17 protein-coding genes and 1 pseudogene are annotated in these 19,052 nt (G+C 72.3%); 7 read left to right on the top strand and 11 right to left on the bottom strand.

Annotated features, from left to right (window positions below):
• Nucleotides 1–36: 36 nt before the first annotated feature.
• From J2S42_RS28880 to J2S42_RS28870, 3 genes are all read left to right on the top strand, one after another.
• Nucleotides 37–693: a response regulator transcription factor gene (locus J2S42_RS28880; protein WP_307244090.1), complete on the top strand. Its 657-nt coding sequence runs from the start codon at nt 37–39 to the stop codon at nt 691–693.
• Nucleotides 690–1,871, top strand: a complete 1,182-nt coding sequence (locus J2S42_RS28875) for a sensor histidine kinase (RefSeq protein WP_307244089.1) — start codon at nt 690–692, stop codon at nt 1,869–1,871. Before J2S42_RS28880 ends, J2S42_RS28875 begins: the two co-directional genes overlap by 4 nt.
• 252 nt (nt 1,872–2,123) lie before the next feature.
• Nucleotides 2,124–2,714, top strand: a complete 591-nt coding sequence (locus J2S42_RS28870; protein WP_307244087.1) for a PadR family transcriptional regulator — start codon at nt 2,124–2,126, stop codon at nt 2,712–2,714.
• 64 nt (nt 2,715–2,778) lie between these two features.
• On the opposite strand, the gene ispG is transcribed toward J2S42_RS28870, so the two are convergent.
• Genes ispG through J2S42_RS28850 form a run of 4 tightly spaced genes read right to left on the bottom strand, consistent with a single transcriptional unit; the run spans nt 2,779 to nt 7,129 of the window.
• On the bottom strand, nt 2,779–3,957 hold the full coding sequence (ispG, locus tag J2S42_RS28865; protein ID WP_307244086.1) for a flavodoxin-dependent (E)-4-hydroxy-3-methylbut-2-enyl-diphosphate synthase: 1,179 nt from the start codon (nt 3,955–3,957) through the stop codon (nt 2,779–2,781).
• A 16-nt stretch (nt 3,958–3,973) separates the two neighbouring features.
• The gene (locus J2S42_RS28860; RefSeq protein ID WP_307244084.1) at nt 3,974–5,239 is read right to left on the bottom strand and encodes a M50 family metallopeptidase; all 1,266 of its coding nucleotides are present in this window, start codon (nt 5,237–5,239) and stop codon (nt 3,974–3,976) included.
• Nucleotides 5,236–6,462 (bottom strand): 1-deoxy-D-xylulose-5-phosphate reductoisomerase, encoded by a 1,227-nt coding sequence (gene dxr / locus J2S42_RS28855; protein ID WP_307244082.1) that lies wholly within the window; start codon nt 6,460–6,462, stop codon nt 5,236–5,238. Before dxr ends, J2S42_RS28860 begins: the two co-directional genes overlap by 4 nt.
• Before the next feature lie 49 nt (nt 6,463–6,511).
• Entirely contained in the window at nt 6,512–7,129 is a 618-nt protein-coding gene (locus J2S42_RS28850; RefSeq protein ID WP_307244080.1) for a Uma2 family endonuclease, read from the bottom strand.
• 162 nt (nt 7,130–7,291) lie between these two features.
• Here J2S42_RS28850 and J2S42_RS28845 point away from each other — a divergent pair, with 162 nt between their 5' ends.
• The 3 genes from J2S42_RS28845 to J2S42_RS28835 all read left to right on the top strand — a co-directional run bounded on the left by J2S42_RS28845 (nt 7,292) and on the right by J2S42_RS28835 (nt 10,557).
• Nucleotides 7,292–8,212: a YhjD/YihY/BrkB family envelope integrity protein gene (locus J2S42_RS28845; protein WP_307244078.1), complete on the top strand. Its 921-nt coding sequence runs from the start codon at nt 7,292–7,294 to the stop codon at nt 8,210–8,212.
• Nucleotides 8,213–8,434: 222 nt separating this feature from the next.
• Nucleotides 8,435–8,989 carry a TetR/AcrR family transcriptional regulator gene (locus J2S42_RS28840; RefSeq protein WP_307244077.1) on the top strand — a complete coding sequence of 185 codons (555 nt, stop codon included), beginning with the start codon at nt 8,435–8,437 and terminating at the stop codon, nt 8,987–8,989.
• Nucleotides 8,986–10,557 carry a phytoene desaturase family protein gene (locus J2S42_RS28835; RefSeq protein WP_307244076.1) on the top strand — a complete coding sequence of 524 codons (1,572 nt, stop codon included), beginning with the start codon at nt 8,986–8,988 and terminating at the stop codon, nt 10,555–10,557. The genes J2S42_RS28840 and J2S42_RS28835 overlap by 4 nt, the downstream gene beginning before the upstream one ends.
• A gap of 191 nt (nt 10,558–10,748) precedes the next feature.
• Here the strand turns inward: J2S42_RS28835 and J2S42_RS28830 are convergent, their stop codons facing one another.
• Both J2S42_RS28830 and J2S42_RS28825 read right to left on the bottom strand, forming a co-directional pair.
• The gene (locus J2S42_RS28830) at nt 10,749–11,627 is read right to left on the bottom strand and encodes a phosphotransferase (RefSeq protein ID WP_370879440.1); all 879 of its coding nucleotides are present in this window, start codon (nt 11,625–11,627) and stop codon (nt 10,749–10,751) included.
• 66 nt (nt 11,628–11,693) lie between these two features.
• Nucleotides 11,694–13,250 carry a Rieske 2Fe-2S domain-containing protein gene (locus J2S42_RS28825; protein ID WP_307244073.1) on the bottom strand — a complete coding sequence of 519 codons (1,557 nt, stop codon included), beginning with the start codon at nt 13,248–13,250 and terminating at the stop codon, nt 11,694–11,696.
• Between the two features lie 184 nt (nt 13,251–13,434).
• Between J2S42_RS28825 and J2S42_RS28820 the strand changes: the two genes are divergently transcribed.
• Entirely contained in the window at nt 13,435–13,656 is a 222-nt protein-coding gene (locus tag J2S42_RS28820) for a DUF2631 domain-containing protein (protein WP_307244072.1), read from the top strand.
• Nucleotides 13,657–13,739: 83 nt separating this feature from the next.
• Here J2S42_RS28820 and J2S42_RS42135 read toward each other — a convergent pair whose 3' ends face one another.
• From J2S42_RS42135 to frr, 5 genes and pseudogenes are all read right to left on the bottom strand, one after another.
• Entirely contained in the window at nt 13,740–14,906 is a 1,167-nt protein-coding gene (locus J2S42_RS42135; RefSeq protein WP_442320109.1) for a DivIVA domain-containing protein, read from the bottom strand.
• Nucleotides 14,907–15,215: 309 nt separating this feature from the next.
• Nucleotides 15,216–15,428: pseudogene (locus tag J2S42_RS42130) on the bottom strand (DivIVA domain-containing protein); the annotation flags it as partial.
• Nucleotides 15,429–15,585: 157 nt separating this feature from the next.
• Entirely contained in the window at nt 15,586–16,764 is a 1,179-nt protein-coding gene (gene rlmN / locus J2S42_RS28810) for a dual-specificity RNA methyltransferase RlmN (protein ID WP_459903895.1), read from the bottom strand.
• A 193-nt stretch (nt 16,765–16,957) separates the two neighbouring features.
• Nucleotides 16,958–18,469: a phosphatidate cytidylyltransferase gene (locus J2S42_RS28805; RefSeq protein WP_370879282.1), complete on the bottom strand. Its 1,512-nt coding sequence runs from the start codon at nt 18,467–18,469 to the stop codon at nt 16,958–16,960.
• Nucleotides 18,469–19,026, bottom strand: coding sequence for a ribosome recycling factor (gene frr, locus J2S42_RS28800; RefSeq protein ID WP_307244066.1), 558 nt, complete (start codon nt 19,024–19,026; stop codon nt 18,469–18,471). Before frr ends, J2S42_RS28805 begins: the two co-directional genes overlap by 1 nt.
• Between the last annotated feature and the right edge of the window lie 26 nt (nt 19,027–19,052).

The following is a 19,052-nucleotide window of genomic DNA, read 5'->3' as shown; positions in this document are numbered from 1 at the left end:
CGAAGACGCCACACCGGCCGGGCAGACTAGGCGGTCATGCGGGTACTGGTGGTCGAGGACGACGAGGCGCTGGCCGACGTCATCGCGGACGGGCTGCGGGAGCACGACCTGGTGGTGGACGTGGCCCACGACGGCGCCGAGGCGCTGGAGCGGGCGCGGCAGATCGGGCCGGACGTCATCGTGCTCGACCGGGACCTGCCGTTCCTGCACGGCGACGAGGTGTGCCGCGCCCTGGTGCGGTCCGGCTCCCCGGCCCGGGTGCTGATGCTGACCGCGGCCGGTGCGGTGGAGAGCCGGGTGGAGGGCCTGATGCTCGGTGCCGACGACTACCTGCCGAAGCCGTTCGCGTTCATCGAGCTGGTCGCGCGCGTGACCGCGCTCGGCCGCCGCACTCCCCCACGCCGGCCGACTGTGCTGCGCCGGGGCGGCATCACGCTGGACGTCGGCCGGCACGAGGTGCGCCGCGGCGACCGGCCGGTGCAGCTGACCCGGAAGGAGTTCGGGGTGCTGACCGCGCTGCTGCGGGCCGAGGGCGAGGTGGTCAGCGCGGAACGGCTGCTGGACACGGTGTGGGACGAGCACGCGGACCCGTTCACCGGCGCGGTCCGGACCACGGTGAAGACGCTGCGGCAGAAGCTCGGCGACCCGGACCCGATCGTGACCGTCATCGGCCGCGGCTACCGGATCCCGTGACCGTGCGGTGGCCACGCTTCTCGATCCGGACCCGGCTGACGCTCTCCTACGCGGCGCTGTTCGCGGCGACCGGTGGCCTCCTGCTGCCGGTGAGCCACCTGGTCGCGTACCGCTCGCTCTCCTCCGCCGACGCCGGCCTGTACGCGCGGGTCAGCGCGCTCGCCGCGGTCCCGGGGGCCGCGGCGATGCCGGTGCAGGGGGCGGAACCCACCGGACCGGTGACCGGCCCGGGTGAGACCTGGGCGCCGGACGTGTACGCGGCGATCGACCAGGCGCGCGCGGAGGCGCTGAACGCGATGCTGGTGCAGTCCGGCGTCGTCTTCGCCGTGGCCACCGCGACCGCGCTGGTGCTGTGCTGGTTCGTGGCCAGCCGCGCGCTGCGCCCGCTGCGGACCATCACCGCGGCCGCGGAACGCCTGTCGCACGAGACGCTGGAGGACCGCATCGTCGCGTCCGGGCCGCGCGACGAGCTGTTCACGCTGGCACAGACGTTCAACACCATGCTGGACCGGCTGCACCGGTCGTTCCAGGCGCAGAAGCTGTTCGTGGCGAACGCGTCGCACGAGCTGCGGACGCCGCTGACCGTGATCCAGGCGGCCGCGGAACGGGCGCTGTCCCGCCCGCACCGGGACGAGGCCGACTACCGCAAGGCGCTGACCACGGTGGTCACCGCCGCGCACCGCAGCGAACGGCTGCTGTCCGGGCTGCTCACGCTGGCCCGGGTCCGGCAGCAGCCGGCCGTACCGCACCGGGCCGACCTGGCCGTGGTCGTGGCCGAGGGCGTCCGGGCGGCCACCGGGCCGGCCATCCGGGCCGACCTGGCACCGGCGCCGCTGGCCGCGGACCCGGTGCTGGCCGAGCTGCTGGTCCGGAACCTGGTGGAGAACGCGGTCCGGTACAACGTGGACGGCGGCACGGTATGGGTGCGCACCCGTGCGGACGGCGACGAGGTCGTGCTGGAAGTGGCCAACACCGGCCCGGAGGTGCCCGCGGACACCGTCCCGCTGCTGCGCCGCGCGTTCCAGCGCGGGGGACGACGCACCGGCGGTCCGGACGGCTCCGGGCTGGGACTGGCCATCGTGGACGCGATCGTCGACGCACACGGCGGGCAGTGGGCCGCCGTACCCCGCGCGGGCGGCGGGCTGACCGTGACGGTACGGCTGCCGGGCGGCGGCTGAACAGTCCCGGGGGCCGGCTCGGGTGACGCGGGACCGGCTCCGCCGCGGCGGGCGAACGGAGCGCCAGCGGAGTTGAGCCCGTCGGCGCGGTTGGCCCGCGGGAGCGTGCGGAACTCGCGCCGCCGGAAGCGGGAAAGCAAGCAGTTGATCTTCGGGGTTTTTCTCGGGGTTGGCGTCGATAGTCTTTCGATATATCGTCGAACTATCAACGACAACACGCCGACGGTCTGATCGGCGGGACGAGGAGCAACCATGAAGGGCTTCGCCAGGGAATTCTTCGAGGACGAGGGGCGCCGCCGCGGGTTCGGGTTCCCGCCGTTCGGGCCCGGCGGGCCGGGGTTCGGGCCGTGGGGGCACGGCGGGCCGCATCACGGGCCCGGCGGGCATCGCGGGCGTGGGCGCGGCGGGCGCGGGCGAAACGTGCGCGCGGCCGTGCTGGCGCTGCTGATCGAGCGGCCGATGCACGGTTACGAGATCATTCAGGAGCTGGAGCAGCGGACCGGTGGCATCTGGCGGCCGAGCCCGGGGTCGGTCTATCCGACGCTGCAGCTGCTGGAGGACGAGGGGCTGATCGTCGCGGAGACGGACGGCGGGCGGAAGCGGTTCACGCTGACCGAGACCGGCCGGGCGGCGGCGGCGAGCGCGGCGGAGACGCCGCCGTGGGCCGAGTTCGGTGACGAGCACGTGTCCCAGGCGCAGGACTTCCGGCAGGCCGCGTTCGGGATCATGAGCGCGCTCAAGGAGGTCGGTGTGAGCGGCACGCCGGAGCAGCGGCAGGCCGCGCTGGAGATCCTCAACGAGACCAAGCGCAAGCTGTACGCGATCCTCGCCGAATCCGAGTGAGGACGAACGACGACGACGCCCCGGGCCTGGTGGAAGCAGGCCCGGGGCGTCGCCCTGAAGATTACTAGTGGACCGTCACGATCGGCTTCGTGGCGGGCAGCAGGTCGCGGAGTTCCTCGGGGAGTTCCGTGCCCATCTCGTCGGCGAGGCGCAGCGCCTCCTCGACCAGCGTCTCGACGATCTGCGACTCCGGCACGGTCTTGATGACCTGGCCCTTGACGAAGATCTGCCCCTTGCCGTTGCCGGACGCGACGCCCAGGTCGGCCTCGCGGGCCTCGCCGGGGCCGTTCACCACGCAGCCCATGACCGCGACGCGCAGCGGCGCCGGGAAGCCGTCGAGCGCGGCCGTGACCTGCTCGGCGAGCGTGTAGACGTCGACCTGGGCGCGGCCGCAGGACGGGCAGGAGACGATCTCCAGGCCGCGCTCGCGCAGACCCAGCGACTCCAGGATCTGGTTGCCGACCTTGATCTCCTCGACCGGCGGCGCGGACAGCGACACGCGGATCGTGTCGCCGATGCCCTCGGCCAGCAGCGCGCCGAACGCGACCGCGGACTTGATCGTGCCCTGGAACGCCGGTCCGGCCTCGGTCACGCCCAGGTGCAGCGGGTAGTCGCACTGCTCGGCGAGCTGCCGGTAGGCCCGGATCATGACGACCGGGTCGTTGTGCTTGACCGAGATCTTGATGTCCCGGAAACCGTGCTCCTCGAACAGCGAGCACTCCCACAGCGCGGACTCGACCAGCGCCTCCGCCGTGGCCTTGCCGTGCTTCTCCAGCAGGCGCTTGTCCAGCGAGCCCGCGTTCACGCCGATCCGGATCGGGACCTTGGCGTCACCGGCCGCCTTCGCGATCTCCTTGACCTTGTCGTCGAACTGCCGGATGTTGCCCGGGTTGACCCGGACCGCGGCGCAGCCGGCGTCGATCGCGGCGAACACGTACTTCGGCTGGAAGTGGATGTCGGCGATCACCGGCAGCTGCGACTTCTTCGCGATCGCGGGGAGCGCGAGCACGTCGTCCTGGGACGGTACGGCGACCCGGACGATCTGGCAGCCGGCCGCGGTGAGTTCGGCGATCTGCTGAAGCGTGGAGTTGATGTCGGCGGTCAGCGTGGTGGTCATCGACTGCACGCTCACCGGCGCGCCACCGCCGACCGCGACGGGTCCGACCATGATCTGACGGCTGGCCCGGCGGGGGGCCAGCGGCGGTGGGGGAACGGCGGGCATTCCGAGACTGATGGCGGTCACAATGCTGTCCTTCGACTCAGTTCAGAGTGATCGGGTTGACGATATCGGCGGTCAGCGTGAGCAGCGTGAACGCCCCGAAGATGAGAATGACGACGTACGTCACCGGCATCAGCTTGAAGTAGTCCACCCGGCCCGGGTCGGGCTTGCCGAGGCGCGCGTAGAGCCAGGACCGGATGCGCTCGAACCAGGCGATCGCGATGTGCCCGCCGTCCAGCGGGAGCAGCGGCAGCAGGTTGAAGATGCCGATGAAGAAGTTGAGCACGACCAGCAGGTTGAGCGCGATCGCGTACTCCTCGCGCTCGACCAGCTCGCCGCCGAGCCGGGTCGCGCCGAGCACGCTGATCGGCGTCTCCGGGTCGCGCTCCTCGCCCATGATCGCGGCCCAGAGCAGCGGGATCTTCTCCGGGATGCGCTTCAGCGACTCGAACGTGTTCTGCACCATGGTGATCACGCCGTGGTAGGTGAGCCCGAACGCGGCCGAGGGGCCGGCCACCGTCTTCGGGATCACCGGGCTGATGCCGAGCACGCCGACCGTCTCGATGTCGTCCGGCGTGATGTCCTCGACCGTCTCCACGCCGGAGTCCGGCTTGACCCGCTCGGCCAGCGGGATGACGACCGTAGCGGACTGCGCCGCGCCGGCCCGCTCCCAGGTGATCGTGGTCGACTTGCCGCCGGCCGCGCGGATCAGGCCGCTCATCTGGCCCCAGCCGGTCACCGCCGTGCCGTTCACCGCGGTGATCACGTCACCGGGCTGGAGACCGGCCTGCTTCGCCGCGCTGGGCGTGCCGGTCGCCGGGTCGCAGTCGACGCGCCGGCCGTCCACCACCACGATCTTCGGGGTGGCGCACTCGCTGATCGCGGCGACCTCGGGGCGCACCTCGTCGGCCCGCTCCGGGTTGCTGAACGGGATGAACGCGAACGTGCCCCAGAGCAGCACGGTGCCGAGCGCGAAGTGCATCGCGGAGCCGGCGGACATGACGATCGTCCGCTTCCAGAGGGCCTGGCGCCACATCGCGCGCGGCTCGTCCTCCGGCGCCACGTCGTCGTCCTGCGGCACCATGCCGACGATCTTCACGAACGCACCGGCCGGGATGGCCTTCACGCCGTACTCGATCTCACCGCGGCGGAACGAGAACAGCGTCGGGCCGAAGCCGATGAAGAACCGGGTGACCTTCATCTTGAAGGCCTGCGCCGACCACATGTGCCCGGCCTCGTGCAGGGCCAGCGAAATGATCAGGCCGATCGCGAAGACCAGCACGCCGACCCAGAACATCCAGCTCATGCAGCTCCCCCGGTACGGGACGCCGGGCTACCGGCGATGATCTCTCGGGCACGCGTGCGCGCCCACGACTCAGCGGAAAGTACGTCGTCGACGGTACCCGGTTCCCCGAAATCGGGGGCCGCCGCGAGAACGTCACGAACGGTGTCCACGATGCCCAAAAACGGCAGATCGCCCGCGGCGAACGCGGCCACGCACTCCTCGTTCGCCGCGTTGTAGATCGCCGGACGGCACCGGCCCTCGCGCCCGGCCTGCTTCGCCAGCTCCACGGCCGGGAAGGCCTCGTCGTCCAGCGGCTCGAACGTCCAGGCGCTCGCGACGCTCCAGTCGACCGGCTTCGCCGCGCCCGGCACCCGCTCCGGCCAGCCCAGCGCCAGCGCGATCGGCAGCCGCATGTCCGGCGGGCTGGCCTGGGTGAGCGTCGAGCCGTCCACGAACTCGACCATCGAGTGGATCATCGACTGCGGGTGGACGACGACCCCGATCCGGTCGTACGGGATGCCGTACAGCTCGTGCGCCTCGATCACCTCGAGGCCCTTGTTGACGAGTGTGGCGGAGTTCATGGTGATGACCGGTCCCATGTCCCAGGTCGGATGCGCCAGCGCCTGCTCCGGCGTGACGTTCCGGAGGTCGTCGCGCTTCTTGCCGCGGAACGGGCCGCCGCTCGCGGTCAGGATCAGCTTGTGCACCTCGCCCGCGGCGCCGCCGCGCAGGCACTGGGCGAGCGCGGAGTGCTCCGAGTCGACCGCCACGATCTGGTCCGGGCGCTGGACCGCGGCCCGGACCAGCGAGCCACCGGCGACCAGCGACTCCTTGTTCGCCAGCGCGAGCGTGCGGCCGTGCTTGAGCGCGGTCAGCGTGGGCGCCAGACCGAGCGAGCCGACCACGCCGTTGAGCACGATGTCGCAGGGCAACGCGGCCAGCTCGGCCATCGCGTCCGGCCCGGCCACGATCTTCGGGATCTTGAAGTCGCCGCTGGTCCAGCCGCGACGGGAGGCCTCCGCGTAGAAGGCGAGCGTCAGGTCCTGCGCGGCCGTGGCCTTCGCCACACCGACCACCTCGACGCCGAGCTGCAGCGCCTGCCGGGCCAGCAACTCGACGTTGCCCCCGCCCGCGCCGACGGCCACGACGCGGAAACGCTCGGGGTGGCGCTCCACGATGTCGATGGCCTGCGTACCGATGGACCCGGTCGAGCCGAGCAGAACAATGTGCCGAGGCGAACTCACGCCCCCATCATCCCCCACGCTTCCCGGAAGCCCGCCGACCGCCCGCCGCCTACTCGTCCAGCAGCTCAGCCGGGTCGAACTCCACGGCGAAGGGTTCCTTCATCACGAACATGGTTCCGGCGGCAGCCGCGACGAGCGGCTGGTACTCACCGTCCTCCAACGCGAACAGCGTGATCGCCGGAACCCGGTTGCGGAAGTCGACCCGGAGGAAGAAGGGCACACCGGCCGCCGCATACTCCTTGGGGCGGTCGATGACGTCCTTGCGGCGATTTCCGGCCGAGACTATCTCGCCGAGCAGCATCACGGTTTCGATGGCGACACTAGTTCGGCCCGCACCGGACTCGCGGAGGATGACGAGGTCGGGAATGAAGAGGTCGTCGCCGGAGACCACGTTGATCTCGTGATAAAGGAAGCACCCTGCCCGCCGAGCGGGCGGCTTGAGCAGGGATGCCAGATTGAACTCGATGCTTTGATGATCAACTCCGGCATGCGGACTCACGACGACACTCCCGCGGAAGACCTCAACCCGTGGCCCGTTGGTCTCGGGCAGCAGCTCGAACGCGAGCTGCGGGGTCCAGGGCTCGTCACGGATGCCGAGCCACTGGAACGAGGGTCCGGCCGGCGTCTCGGCGATGGGCTCGAACTCTTCGATCGGGATGGCTCCCACCCGCCCTCCCCTCTCCGCGGAACATGATGCCGAAGTCAGCCTATCGGCGCTGCCCCGTGGAAGCGACGCCACTCGTCCGTGCGGATGCATGCGCCGCTTCGTGACCGGGCCGCTACCCGGCGCGGTGCGTGCGCGGGACCGAAGCGGGGAAACAGTGATGCCATGGGGATCTTTCGGCCGCTGAAAGGGCGGGATCTGGCGCTGCACGCGGCGGCGATCACGTTTTATGGCGGGATCGCGGTGGTGCCGGTGGCGTTGCTGGCGATCTGGGCGGCGAGCCTGATCGCGGGGGCGGACGGGATGCGGGCGCTGGCGATGCCGGCGATCGAGGCGCTGCCGGACCGGATCGGGGCGGACCGGGCGGCGGCCGGGTTGCTGGCGGCGGGGCTGGGGCTGACGCCGGGGCTGGCGCTGGCCGCGCTGCTGCCGGCCACGTTCTACGGCGAAGGGCTGCGGCGGGCGTTCGTGTCCGTGGCCGGGCCGCGGGAGTCGCTGGCCGGGTGGCGGGGACGGGTGCTGCTGCTGCCGATCGTGGTGGCGTCGCCGGGGCTGCTGGCGGCGACGCTGGCGTGCGTACCGTTCGCGGCGCGGCTGTTCGACCAGGGCGGGTGGGCGCGGTTCGGCGGGATCGTGGTGTCGTTCGCGGCGGTGTGGGTGGCGCTGACGCCGGTGCTGATCTGGGTGTACCGCGGGCTGGCGCCGGGCCGGTCGCCGGGGTGGGTGCGGACCGTGCTGGTCGGGTCGTTCACGGCGGCGAACCTGTCCGGGTTCCTGCACGGGTTCATCCTGTTCTGCGCGCTGCCGCTGGACCTGGGGCTGCCGTTCGGCGGGCTGGACATGGTGGGTGGCGTGGTGGCGGTGGGGCTGTGGCTGTACCTGTTCCACGTGATCGTGCTGGCCGGGTTCGCGGCCACCCGCAGCGGCTCCCGGCACGCGCCGCCGGCCAACACGCCGGAACCGGGCAGCACGCCGGAACCGGCGGCCACGACGACGCCGGCCGATGCGGCACAACCGGCGGGAGAGCAGTCGTCGACCACGCCGGTGCCGCGGGCCGAGACGGCATCGCGAGCAGCAGCGGCGTAACCGGCGGGAGCAGAGCCCGGGGAAGCCGAGCCGGCGGACGCACAGCGCCGGCGGAAGCCGGCCGATGCCGGGTTCGGCGCCGGCGGTGACGACCGAACGGCGGGCCACGAACGGCGCCGGTCACGGGCGGTCCCGGACCGCCACGGCGGTCGGTCTCGGAGCGGGGCGAGTGCCCGCTTTCCGTACCCTTGAATGATTTTGATCTGGTTTTAGGATGTGGGGATGAGCGCCGCGCCGACCCGGCGGGAGCGGGTGCGGACCGCCACCGTCGCGGAGATCAAGGCGGTGGCGCGGCGGCTGCTGGTGTCCGGCGGGCCCGCGGCGATCTCGCTGCGCGCGATCGGGCGTGAGGTGGGGCTGACCGCGCCCGCGCTGTACCGGTATTTCCCCGGGCTGGACGCGCTGGTCGACGCGCTGTCGGCGGATCTGTTCGCGGAGCTGGCCGCGGCCGTGCGGGCGGTGCGGGACGCGCGCGCGGGCGAGCCGCCGACGGTGCGGCTGACCGGGATGGCGCACGAGTTCCGGCGGTGGAGTCTGGCGCATCCGCGGGAGTTCGCGCTGATGTTCGGCGGCGTGCGCGAGGAGTGCGGCAGCTCCGGGTTCGCGACGCTGTTCCTGGCCGAGCTGTCCGGGCCGGCGGACCTGCTGGTGCTCGCGTGGAGCCGGGTGTTCGGGCTGGTCGCGCTGGAGGTGTTCGGTCATGTCCGGTGCGACATGGAGCCGCTGTTCGCGCGGGAGCTCGCGCTGCTCGCGGAGGCGTTAGGCTCGCGGCCATGACGACCTCGCGGGCCGATGTGATCATCGTGGGTGCCGGGCACAACGGGCTGGTCTCCGCGATCCTGCTGGCGCGCGCGGGCCTGGACGTGGTGGTGCTGGAGGCGTCGGACGTGATCGGCGGCGCCGCGCGCACCGAGACACCGTTCCCGCGCGTGCCCGGCCTGCGGCATTCGACCGGTTCGTACCTGCTCGGCCTGATGCCGCCGGAGCTGCTGCGCACGCTGGACGTGGACATCCCGGTGCTGTGCCGCGACCCGCACTACTTCCTGCCCACGCCGGACGGACCGTACCTGCTGTTCGGCCGCGACCGTGCGTCGACCCGCGCGCAGATGACCGCGTTCTTCTCCGCCGCGGACGTGGCGGCGGACGACGCGATGCAGGCCGAGCTGGCCGCGCTCCGCGACGACCTGGCCCCGGCCTGGCTGGCCCCGCCGCTGCCGGTCGAGGAGACCGCGGACCGCTACATCCGCCCGGCGCTGCGAACCGCGTTCACCGACCTGGTCCGCGGTTCGGTGGCGGACTACCTGGCCCGGTTCGGCTTCGCCTCCGAGCTGCTGGTCTCGATGTACGCGGTGACCGACGGCCTGTCCGGGCTGAACGCGGGCCCGGACGATCCCGGCACCGGCCACAACTTCCTGGTGCACAACATGTGCCGGCTGCCCGGCGCGGACGGCACCTGGATGATCGCCGAGGGCGGGATGGGCACGGTCTCCGCCACGTTCGCGGCCGCTGCGCGGGCCGCCGGAGCAAAGATCTTCCCGGGTACGGCCGTGAGCGCGATCTCCGTGGACGGCGGCGCGGTGTCCGGCGTGACGCTGGCCGACGGGCGGTCGGTGGCCGCGCCGGTCGTGCTCGGTGCGTGTGATCCGTACCGGCTGATGTCGCTCGTGCCCCCCGGCGCGCTGCCGTCGTCGCTGGTCACCGGGATGGAGGCGGTACGGCGGCCGGGTACGACGCTGAAGGTCAACCTCGCGCTGTCCGGTTTGCCAGAGTTCTCCTGCCTGCCGACCGGCTCGCCGAGCCCGTTCGGCGCCACGATCCACCTGCTGCCGGGGTCGGCGGCCGGTGGCACGCCGATGCGGGCGCTGCGGGAGATGTGGGATTCCGTGGTCGCGGGTGAGCTGCCGGCCGAGCCGACCATCGAGTGGTACCTGCACACCACCGTCGACCCGTCGCTGCAGGACGCCGGTGGGCACCACTCGTCGGCGCTGTTCGTGCAGTCGGTGCCGTACGCGCCGGCCGGCGGCTGGGACGCGGCGCTGCCGTCGTACGTGGAGCGGTTGCTGGACATCTGTGAGGCGTACGCGCCCGGCACCCGCGATCTGGTCGCGGACGTGGTGCCGCTGACGCCGCCGGGCATCGAGGCGCATTTCGGGATCACCGGCGGGCACATCCACCACGTCGACAACACGGTGTCGTTCACCGACCGGATGCCGTATGCGACCGGGCTCGACGGGTTGTACGCGGGGAGCGCGGGGACGTTCCCGGCCGGCAGCGTGATCGGCGCCGCGGGGCACAACGCAGCTCAGGCGATCCTGGCCGACCTGGCGGTGCGCAGCTCCCGGTAGGAGCGCGGTATCGCCGGGCGACGGTGATCGGCGGGAGCACTCGGAAGCGGCCACGCCGGAAGCGGGCACAAGGTCTCATGCTCGTGAAGTCCCCACGGGCCGGAGCACGCACGACGTCCTGCCGTCCAGGATCGGGTCGTCCGGGTGCAGCCGGAAGCCGGCCGCCGTCGCCTCACGGAACACGGGCCGGCCTACGAAGCGGCGAGAACGGCCGCCAGGCGCGCGCGGCACTCGGCCACGAACTCGGGGAACGTGTTCCGGTAGTAGGCGACGCCGCTGACGCCCACCACGATCGCCCAGGCCCGGGCCCGCTGCCAGGTCTCGTCGTCGATGTCGAGCGCGGCCCGGTATGCCTCGCGGGCCTCGGCCGGCAGGTCCCAGGTGGTGGCGTGCTCGGCGTCCGGGTGACCGACGATCAGACCGGCGAAGTCGATCACGGCATGCAGCGCGCCGTCGCGGGCCAGCAGATTCGTGGGCTTGAGGTCCGCGTGCAGCGGCACGCGGGGGCCGGTGGGGTCGGGCAGCGCGAGCGCGTCCCGCCACATCCGTTCCAGCGTGCCGAGGCCGGGGATCAGGCCGGCGCACGCCGCGAAGCTGCGGTCCACCCAGGCGCCGGCGTCGCGCAGCAGGCCGCCGCGGTAACCGGTCAGCGTGGCGTCCGAGATGTCCAGACCGTGCAGCGTGCGGACGAAGCCCGCCAGATCACGGCCGAACGCGGCCCAGTCGTCGACGGTGTCCGGGCCCGGCTCAGCACCGTCGATCCAGCGGTAGACCGCCCAGGGCAGCGGGTACGCGTCCGACGGCGAGCCGTGGTGCACCGGTTCCGGGATGGCCAGCGGCAGCAGCGGGGCCAGCCGGGGCAGCCAGGTGCGCTCCTTGGCCAGCATGCCGGCGTTGTACGCGTTGCGCGGCGCCCGGACCAGCAGCTCGTCGCCGAGGCGGAACATGGTGTTGTCCGTGCCGGCGCCGGCGCGTCTCAGTGGCAGCCCGGCCCACTCCGGCCGGTCCCGCGCCAGCAGCGACCGGATGACCGGCTCATCGACCGGGATCTCGTCCTCGTGCAGCGCCACGGTCGTGATCTTCGCGGCGTGCTCCGTGCGCGGCAAGCGAATTCGCCGCGCACGGAGCCGGGATGATCAGGAGGCCGAGGCCTTGCGGTCCGCGCGGATCTTGTGGCCGACCGAGGTGAGGCAGCGGCCGGACGGCAGGTCGAAGCGCCAGCCGTGCAGCTGGCAGGTGAGCTGGTCGCCGTCGACGATGCCGAAGCGGCTCAGGTCGGCCTTGAGGTGCGGGCAGCGGCGTTGCACCTCCCAGTCGCCCAGCTCGATGCTCTCCGCCTCGACCGCACGCTCATGCTCGTCGTACCAGCCCTCGGCGTACTGCAGGCGCTCGGTGGAGAGGCACTTGAAGAACGCGTAGACGAACTCGTTGTACTGGCCGATCCGGGCGGCGGAGAAACGGCAGGACAGGAAGAGCGAGTTGACCCAGTCGACCTCGCCGGTGAAGAGCAGGTGCTCGATCAGCGCGCGCTCGGTCTTGAAGCGGTAGCGGACCTTCTCGTCCGCGTACGGACGGACCTGCTTACCGGGGAAGTCGACCACGATCGACTCGACCGACTCGCCGTCGTAGCCGACCAGGTCGAACCGGACCGGGCCGCCGACGCCCTTGGCCATGTAGATCGACTCTTCGAGCAGCGGCTCGATCCGGCGCTTCATCTCGGCCAGGACGTCGATCTCCGGGTGCCGCCAGGACGCCTTCTCGGCCTCGATGATCGGGCGCTTGCGCTCGCGCATCTCCTCCAGGTGGGCGGCCTTGTTCGCGAAGAACTCGTCGACCGGGACCGGGTGCTCCGTGGTGATGCCGCCCTCGGCGTTCAGCTCGGAGACCGAGCCGGGCAGCAGGACCACACCGTTGGTGCCGCCGACCTTGGCGTACTCGGTGAGGAACACGCTCTGGTCCGGGAAGATCGCGCCCTCGTCGCCGAAGATGTCGTTGAACTGGTAGAGCGAGTCGTCCAGGAAGCACGGCGGGCCGGCGATCGGGAAGACGTGGTCGGCCTTCAGGTCGTCGATGTAGCGCCAGGTGCGGTCGAACTGCCGCTCGCGCTTCTGCTTGCCGAACGCCCGCTTCGCGGCCTCGGGCAGCTCGTAGACCATCGGGTACCAGATCGCGCCGGAGAACTGCAGCATGTGCGCGTGCACGTGACCCAGCTCGGCGAAGCGGGACAGGTCGGACGGGCGGGCGTCGTTCTGGTTGAGCAGGCGGACGCCGTCGTACTCGACCCAGAGCGAGGAGTCACCGATCGGGCCGTCGGTCGGCGAGATCAGCGCCTGGATCATGATCTTGAGGCCGCCGTCGAGCTCGACGACCTCCTCGTTCTTCGTCTTGATGAAGCTGCGGAAGCCCAGCTCGCGCAACTCGTCCTCAAGCTCGCTGGTCGGATACTCCGGGAGCAGCACGGCGGCCTTCTTCGACACGTACCGCTTCAGGTTCTCCGCGTCGAAGTGGTCCCGGTGCAGGTGCGAGACGTAGAGATAGTCGACCTTGCCGAGCGACTCCCAATCCAGCTGCGAGTTGTCCGGGAACGGGAACCACGACGCGAAGAAGGCCGGGTTCACCCACGGATCGGTGAGGATGCTTCCGGCCGCGGTGTCGATCCGCATGCTCGCATGACCGGTTCCCGTCACTCGCACGGCACTGCTCCCTTAAGCTACGACGGTCGGTGGTTCCGGCCAGACGTTACCGGACCCGCGCGGGGCATCGCCGGTGCGTCGGCGGAGAGGCTGGATGCGTCACAGGAGGCTTGCTGCGTCCCGGCATCCGCCGCATGTCAGACTAACCGCGGATGTGAACGCACAGCGCGAGGAAGGACCCACAGTGGCGGATAGCGAGCCGGTGGTCGCACCCGATCAGCTCAAGCCCGGCAACCGCAGGGCGGGACGCATCCTCGGGGTGCTGACCATTCTGTCCCTGCTGGCCTGCACGCTGGGGAACCACGAGGGCAACATCGAGAACATCTTCCTGGTCGTGATCGCGGCCGGCATCGCGGTGACGCTGATCGGCGACGTCGTACTGCGCCGCGCGGGTCTGCGCGAATAGGCACCCGCCTCAGGACCCGAAGATCAAGCCCGCTCCCACGGTACGCCGGGGAAGCGGGCTGATCCATGTATGGCGCCGGACGCTCAGTGGCCCAGCAGGATGTCCTTGACCTCCTTGAGCGCGGCGTCCACCTCGGCCTCGAAGTAGCCGCCGGGCACCAGGCCGAACTGCAGCGTGTCCAGGTCGTTCTCGTTCACCGGCATCGGGCCGCGGCCGGACATCGCCGTGAGGATGCCCTCGAACAGCCGGTCCACCTGGTCCGGGTCGTAACCGCTGCCGAACCGCCGCGGCTGGAACGTGCGGCGCAGGTGATCCACGCGCTGCAGGTCGTTGCCGGGGCCACCGGGGCCCATCGGCGGCGGGCCGCCGAAGCCGCCCGGGCCGTCGCCGTAACCGTCGTCGTAACCGCCGCCGGGTGGCGGGATGGGCGGGCCGCCGAACGCGCCGGGCGGTGGACCGCCACGGCCGGGGGGCGGGCCACCGGGGCCGGGGGGTGGGCCACCCGGGCCCCCGCCCATCCCGGGCGGGCCGGACTGCGGCTGGGTGCGGGGACGCCGCTCCAGCTCGGGCAGGCGGATCTCCGCGGTCATGTCCATCTTGCCGTGCCTGCCGGGCTCGAAGCCGGGGAAGCCGCCGCTGGGTGCGTCGAAGCCGCCGCGGTCGCGCGGGTCGTCGTACGGGTGCTGGTCGTAACCGCCGGGGCCCATGCCGCCGGGGGCCTGAGGTCCGCGCGGGCCGGGGCCGCCCGGGCCCATGCCACCGGGGCCGCCTGGGCCCATGCCGCCTGGGCCCATGCCACCGGGGCCCTGCGGGGCGCCGGGGCCGGGACCCTGCGGTCCGCCGCGGGGCGGAAGGTCGAAGCCGCCGGTGCGCGGGTCGTCGCGCGGCGGCACGTCGAAGCCGCCGGTGCGCGGGTCCTCACCGAAGCCGCCGCGGTCGCGGGGGTCCCGCGGGGGCGGGCCGCCGAAACCACCGGTGCGCGGCTCGTCGAAGCCACCGCGGTCGCGGGGATCGCGGGGATCGCGGGGATCGCGCTGTGGCGGGCCGCCGAAACCGCCGGTGCGCGGCTCGTCGAAGCCGCCGAACGAGGGGCCGTCGTCGAAGCGGCCGGCACCGGCCGGGACGCGCCCGGGCGGGCCCATCCGGTCCGGCGGGCCCATCCGGTCGGGCGGGCCCATGCGGTCCGGGGGGCCCATCCGGTCGGGCGGGCCCATCCGGTCCGGGGGGCCCATGCGATCCGGAGGACCCATCCGGTCCGGCGGGCCGAAGCCGGGACCGTCCGGGCGGCCGGGGGCGTCGAAACCGCCGGTGCGGGGCTCATCGAAGCCGTCGTCGAAACCACCAGGGCCGTCGAAACTACCGGGGCCGTCGAAACCACCGGGGCCGTCGAAGCCGCCGGGGTCGTCGAAGCCGCCTGGCCCGAAACCGCCGCCGGGGCCGCTGTGCGCGCCGGGGCCGCCGCTCATCCGGTCGGGCGGGCCCATCCGATCCGCGCCGGCCGGGACGCGCTCGGGCCCACGGGCGCCGCCGCGCTCGTCGAGCTCGGCGAGCTGCCGCTCGACCCGGTCCAGGTGCAGGTCGACCTGCCATTCGTCGTACCCGCCGAAGCGCACGCGGAAGACCACGTCGTGCACCTCCTGAGCGGTGACCGGCGGGCCGCTCTGCTCGCCCGCCAGCGTGGCCTCCACGCGGTCGAGGAAGGAGTCGACCTCCTCCACCTTGTACCCGCGGCGAAGCGCACGCCTCCGGAAGCGCTGACCCTGACTCGTCACTGTGTCTCCTGGTCCTGGTTCGCTCGCTCGGCGCCGGCGGGCGCCTCCGCACACGCGGCCGTCAGTGAACCTCGTTCATCGCGGCCCCGGGCCCGGCGGCCGTGAAGAGCGTCCATCCATGCGACGCCAAGACGTACATACCCGCGAGACGGAGGGTTCATCGTGCCTCCGCGCCGTCGACCGTGCTCGCCGCCAGCTGGCCACAGGCGCCGTCGATCTCCTGGCCGCGCGTGTCGCGGACCGTGGTGGAGACACCGGCCGCGCGCAGACGGCGGACGAACTCGCGCTCCACCGGCTTGGGACTCGCGTCCCACCGGCTGCCCGGCGTGGGGTTGAGCGGGATCAGGTTGACGTGCGCCAGCTTCCCGGCCAGCAAACGGCCGAGCAGGTCGGCACGCCACGGCTGATCGTTCACGTCCCGAATCATCGCGTATTCGATCGACACGCGCCGCCCCGTGCGCGCCGCGTACTCCCACGCGGCATCCAACACCTCGGCCACCTTCCAGCGCTGGTTGACCGGAACGAGTTCATCGCGCAGATCATCATCGGGCGCGTGCAGGGACAGCGCAAGGGTCACCGACAGGTCCTCATCGGCCAGTTTGCGCATGGCCGGAACCAGACCGACGGTCGAAACCGTGATATGCCGCTGGGAAAGCCCCAAACCATCCGGCGCGGGACTGGTCAGGCGCCGGACCGCGGCGATCACCCGCGGGTAGTTCGCCAGTGGCTCACCCATGCCCATGAACACCACGCGGGACAGCCGCGGCGGGGAACCGGCGACCGCGCCGCTCGCCGCGACACCGGCCAGGTAGACGACCTGGTCCACGATCTCGGCGGTGGAGAGGTTACGGGTGAGGCCGGCCTGGCCGGTGGCGCAGAACGGGCACGCCATGCCACAGCCGGCCTGGCTCGACACGCACGCGGTGACCCGGTCCGGATAGCCCATCAGCACGCTCTCCACGAGCGCGTTGTCGTGCAGCCGCCAGAGCGCCTTACGGGTGGCGCCGTCGTCGCAGGACAGCTCGCGCACCGGCGTGAGCAGGTGCGGAAGCAGGTCGGCGCCGATCTTCTCCCGGGCGGCGGCCGGCAGGTCGGTCATCTCCGCGACGTCGCGCACCAGACGCCCGAAGTAATGGGTGGAGAGCTGCTTGGCCCGGAACTCGGGCAGGCCCAGTTCCTTCACCGCGGCGCGACGGGCCTCGGGGTCGAGGTCGGCCAGGTGGCGCGGCGGCATCGCCGGACGACGGCGACGGGGGCCGGCCTGCGCGGGCACGGCGTCGTCGGGCGTCTCCGGGGTGCTGGGAACGACGGGGATGAGAGGGAGAGTCGGGCCCATCACGGTGTCTGCAGCTGCCTCACTACGTCGGGTCATTTCTCGCGGCGGGAATCTCACCAGGGTGGGAACACGGCCGCGACCTGTCCAGTCTCCCACGGTACGGCCGGTCTTAATGCCGCACAGGGTGCCAAAGCTGCGTGATCGCTCACCCCTACCCCCTCGCCGCGAGAGCCGGCCGGCCCCCGCGGCGCGCTCAGGAGCCGGGCGCGAGCACGGAGAGCAGCAGGAATGCCGTCGGCAGCGCGAACAGGATCGAGTCGAGGCGGTCCATCAGGCCGCCGTGGCCCGGGAGCAGATTGCTCATGTCCTTGATGCCGAGATCCCTCTTGATCATCGACTCTGCCAGATCACCGAGCACCGCGGAGATCGTTACGCCGATTCCGAACAGCGCGCCCCACCAGGGTGCCACGCCGAGCAGCAGATAGACCAGCAGTGCGCTGCCCAGCGCGGACGCGAGCGCGGAGCCGGCGAAGCCCTCCCAGGACTTCTTCGGGCTGATCGACGGCGCCATGTAGTGCTTGCCGAGGAAGACGCCGGCCGCGTACCCGCCGGTGTCGGTGAGCACCACCGCGACCACCGTTACCACCACACGGGCCACGCCGTCGTCCGGATAGGCGAGCAGCGCCGCGAAGCCGCCGAGGAACGGCACGTAGACCGCGATCAGCGTGGCCGCGGCCGCGTCCCGGAGGAACCCGGCCCGGCCGTCGCCGAGCCGCCACAGCATGCTGGCCAGCACCGTGACCAGCAGTCCGAGCGCGAGCGCGTCCGGGCCGGCGTACCACGCCAGGCCGGCCATCAGCACGCCGCCGATGGTCAGCGGGATCTGCGGGGCGCGGGCACCACCTACCGCGAGCGCGCGGGTCATCTCCCAGATGCCGACCGCGATCAGGGCCGCTATGAGCAGCAGGAAGCCCTCGCGCCAGAAGAACAGGGAACCGGCGACGACGGCACCGAGGCCCAGGCTGACGCCGATCGCGGCCGGCAGGTTACGGCCGGCCGACGGCAGGCTGCGCCCCTTCGCGATCTCGTCGTCACCGGACTCGTAGGCGGCCTGCCGGACCGCGTTGCCGGCCGCGGGCGCACCGGTCCAGGTCGCGCGGCGGCGCCCCTTGACCCGGCGGCGCGGCGGCTCGGGCAGATCGCCGAGGTCCGGCGCGTCGCTCTCTGCGGGCCCCGCGGGCGGCATGCCGTGCGGACGGCCACCGGACACACCGGCTCCGGGACCGGAGGGCACCGGGCCGCCCGCACCCGGGCGCACCGGGCCACCGGCTCCGGAAGGCGGGTGGCTCTCGGCCCCTGCGCGCAGGCGACTGTCGCCCCCCGGGCGCACCGGACCGTCGCCCCCCGGGCGCACCGGGCCATCGCCCCCCGGGCGCACCGGAACGCCGAGACCGGAACGCGCCGACGTGTCCGGACCGAGACGCGTGTCGGCACCCGGGCGCACGTCGGGGCCCGGGTGCACAGGGGCGCCCGGGCGGCCGGGGACCACGGCGGGTGGTGGGCCGGACGGGCGGTCCAGCACGAACTCCGCGGTGGCGCCCGCCTCCGTGCCGGGCGGCGCGTAGCCGGGCGCGATCGGCTCCCGGCCGCCTGGCCGGTCACCGCGGGGGTCGCGGTCCGGGCGGTACGGGTCGGGCGCGGCACCACCGTGCCGCGCCCGCTGCCGTGCGTCGCGCGCGTCGTCGTAGGGGTCGAGGTGCGGCATCAGACCTCGAGGAGCTCGGCTTCCTTGTGCTTGACCAGTTCGTCAACCTGGGCCACGTACCGGTGGGTGAGGTCGTCCAGCTCCTTCTCGGCGCGGCGACCGTCGTCCTCGCCGGCCTCGCCGTCCTTGACGATCCGGTCCAGCTCCTCCTTGGCGCGGCGGCGCACGTTACGCACCGCCACCTTGCCGTCCTCGGCCTTGCCACGGGCGACCTTGACCATCTCGCGGCGGCGCTCCTCGGTCATCTGCGGCAGCAGGATGCGCAGCATCGAGCCCTCGTTCGACGGGTTGACCCCGAGGTCCGAGTCGCGGATGGCCTTCTCCATGGCGCTCAGCTGCGAGGCGTCGTACGGCTTGATGATCGCCATCCGCGGCTCCGGGATGGCGACGGAGGCCATCTGCGGGAGCGGCGTGGGCGTGCCGTAGTAGTCGATGACGATCCGGGAGAACATCGCCGGTGTGGCGCGACCGGTGCGGATGGAAGCCAGCTCGTCCTTGGCGTGCTCCACGGCACGCTCCATCTTTTCCTCGGCCTCGAGGAGCGTATCGTCGATCACCGCTCCGTCGCCTCCTCACTCCTGCT

Origin of the sequence: Catenuloplanes indicus, assembly GCF_030813715.1 — a bacterium.
Lineage (GTDB): Bacteria > Actinomycetota > Actinomycetes > Mycobacteriales > Micromonosporaceae > Catenuloplanes > Catenuloplanes indicus.
This window is presented reverse-complemented; position numbering and strand designations above follow the sequence as displayed.

Bases quoted from the DNA above. Each gene is read 5' to 3' on its own strand.
- J2S42_RS28880 (WP_307244090.1), top strand. From the start codon at position 37: ATGCGGGTACTGGTGGTCGAGGACGACGAGGCGCTGGCCGACGTCATC.
- J2S42_RS28870 (WP_307244087.1), top strand. From the start codon at position 2,124: ATGAAGGGCTTCGCCAGGGAATTCTTCGAGGACGAGGGGCGCCGCCGC.
- J2S42_RS28860 (WP_307244084.1), bottom strand. From the start codon at position 5,239: ATGAGCTGGATGTTCTGGGTCGGCGTGCTGGTCTTCGCGATCGGCCTG.
- J2S42_RS28845 (WP_307244078.1), top strand. From the start codon at position 7,292: ATGGGGATCTTTCGGCCGCTGAAAGGGCGGGATCTGGCGCTGCACGCG.
- J2S42_RS28840 (WP_307244077.1), top strand. From the start codon at position 8,435: ATGAGCGCCGCGCCGACCCGGCGGGAGCGGGTGCGGACCGCCACCGTC.
- J2S42_RS28835 (WP_307244076.1), top strand. From the start codon at position 8,986: ATGACGACCTCGCGGGCCGATGTGATCATCGTGGGTGCCGGGCACAAC.
- J2S42_RS42135 (WP_442320109.1), bottom strand. From the start codon at position 14,906: ATGGGTCCTCCGGATCGCATGGGCCCCCCGGACCGGATGGGCCCGCCC.
- rlmN (WP_459903895.1), bottom strand. From the start codon at position 16,764: ATGGGCCCGACTCTCCCTCTCATCCCCGTCGTTCCCAGCACCCCGGAG.
- J2S42_RS28805 (WP_370879282.1), bottom strand. From the start codon at position 18,469: ATGCCGCACCTCGACCCCTACGACGACGCGCGCGACGCACGGCAGCGG.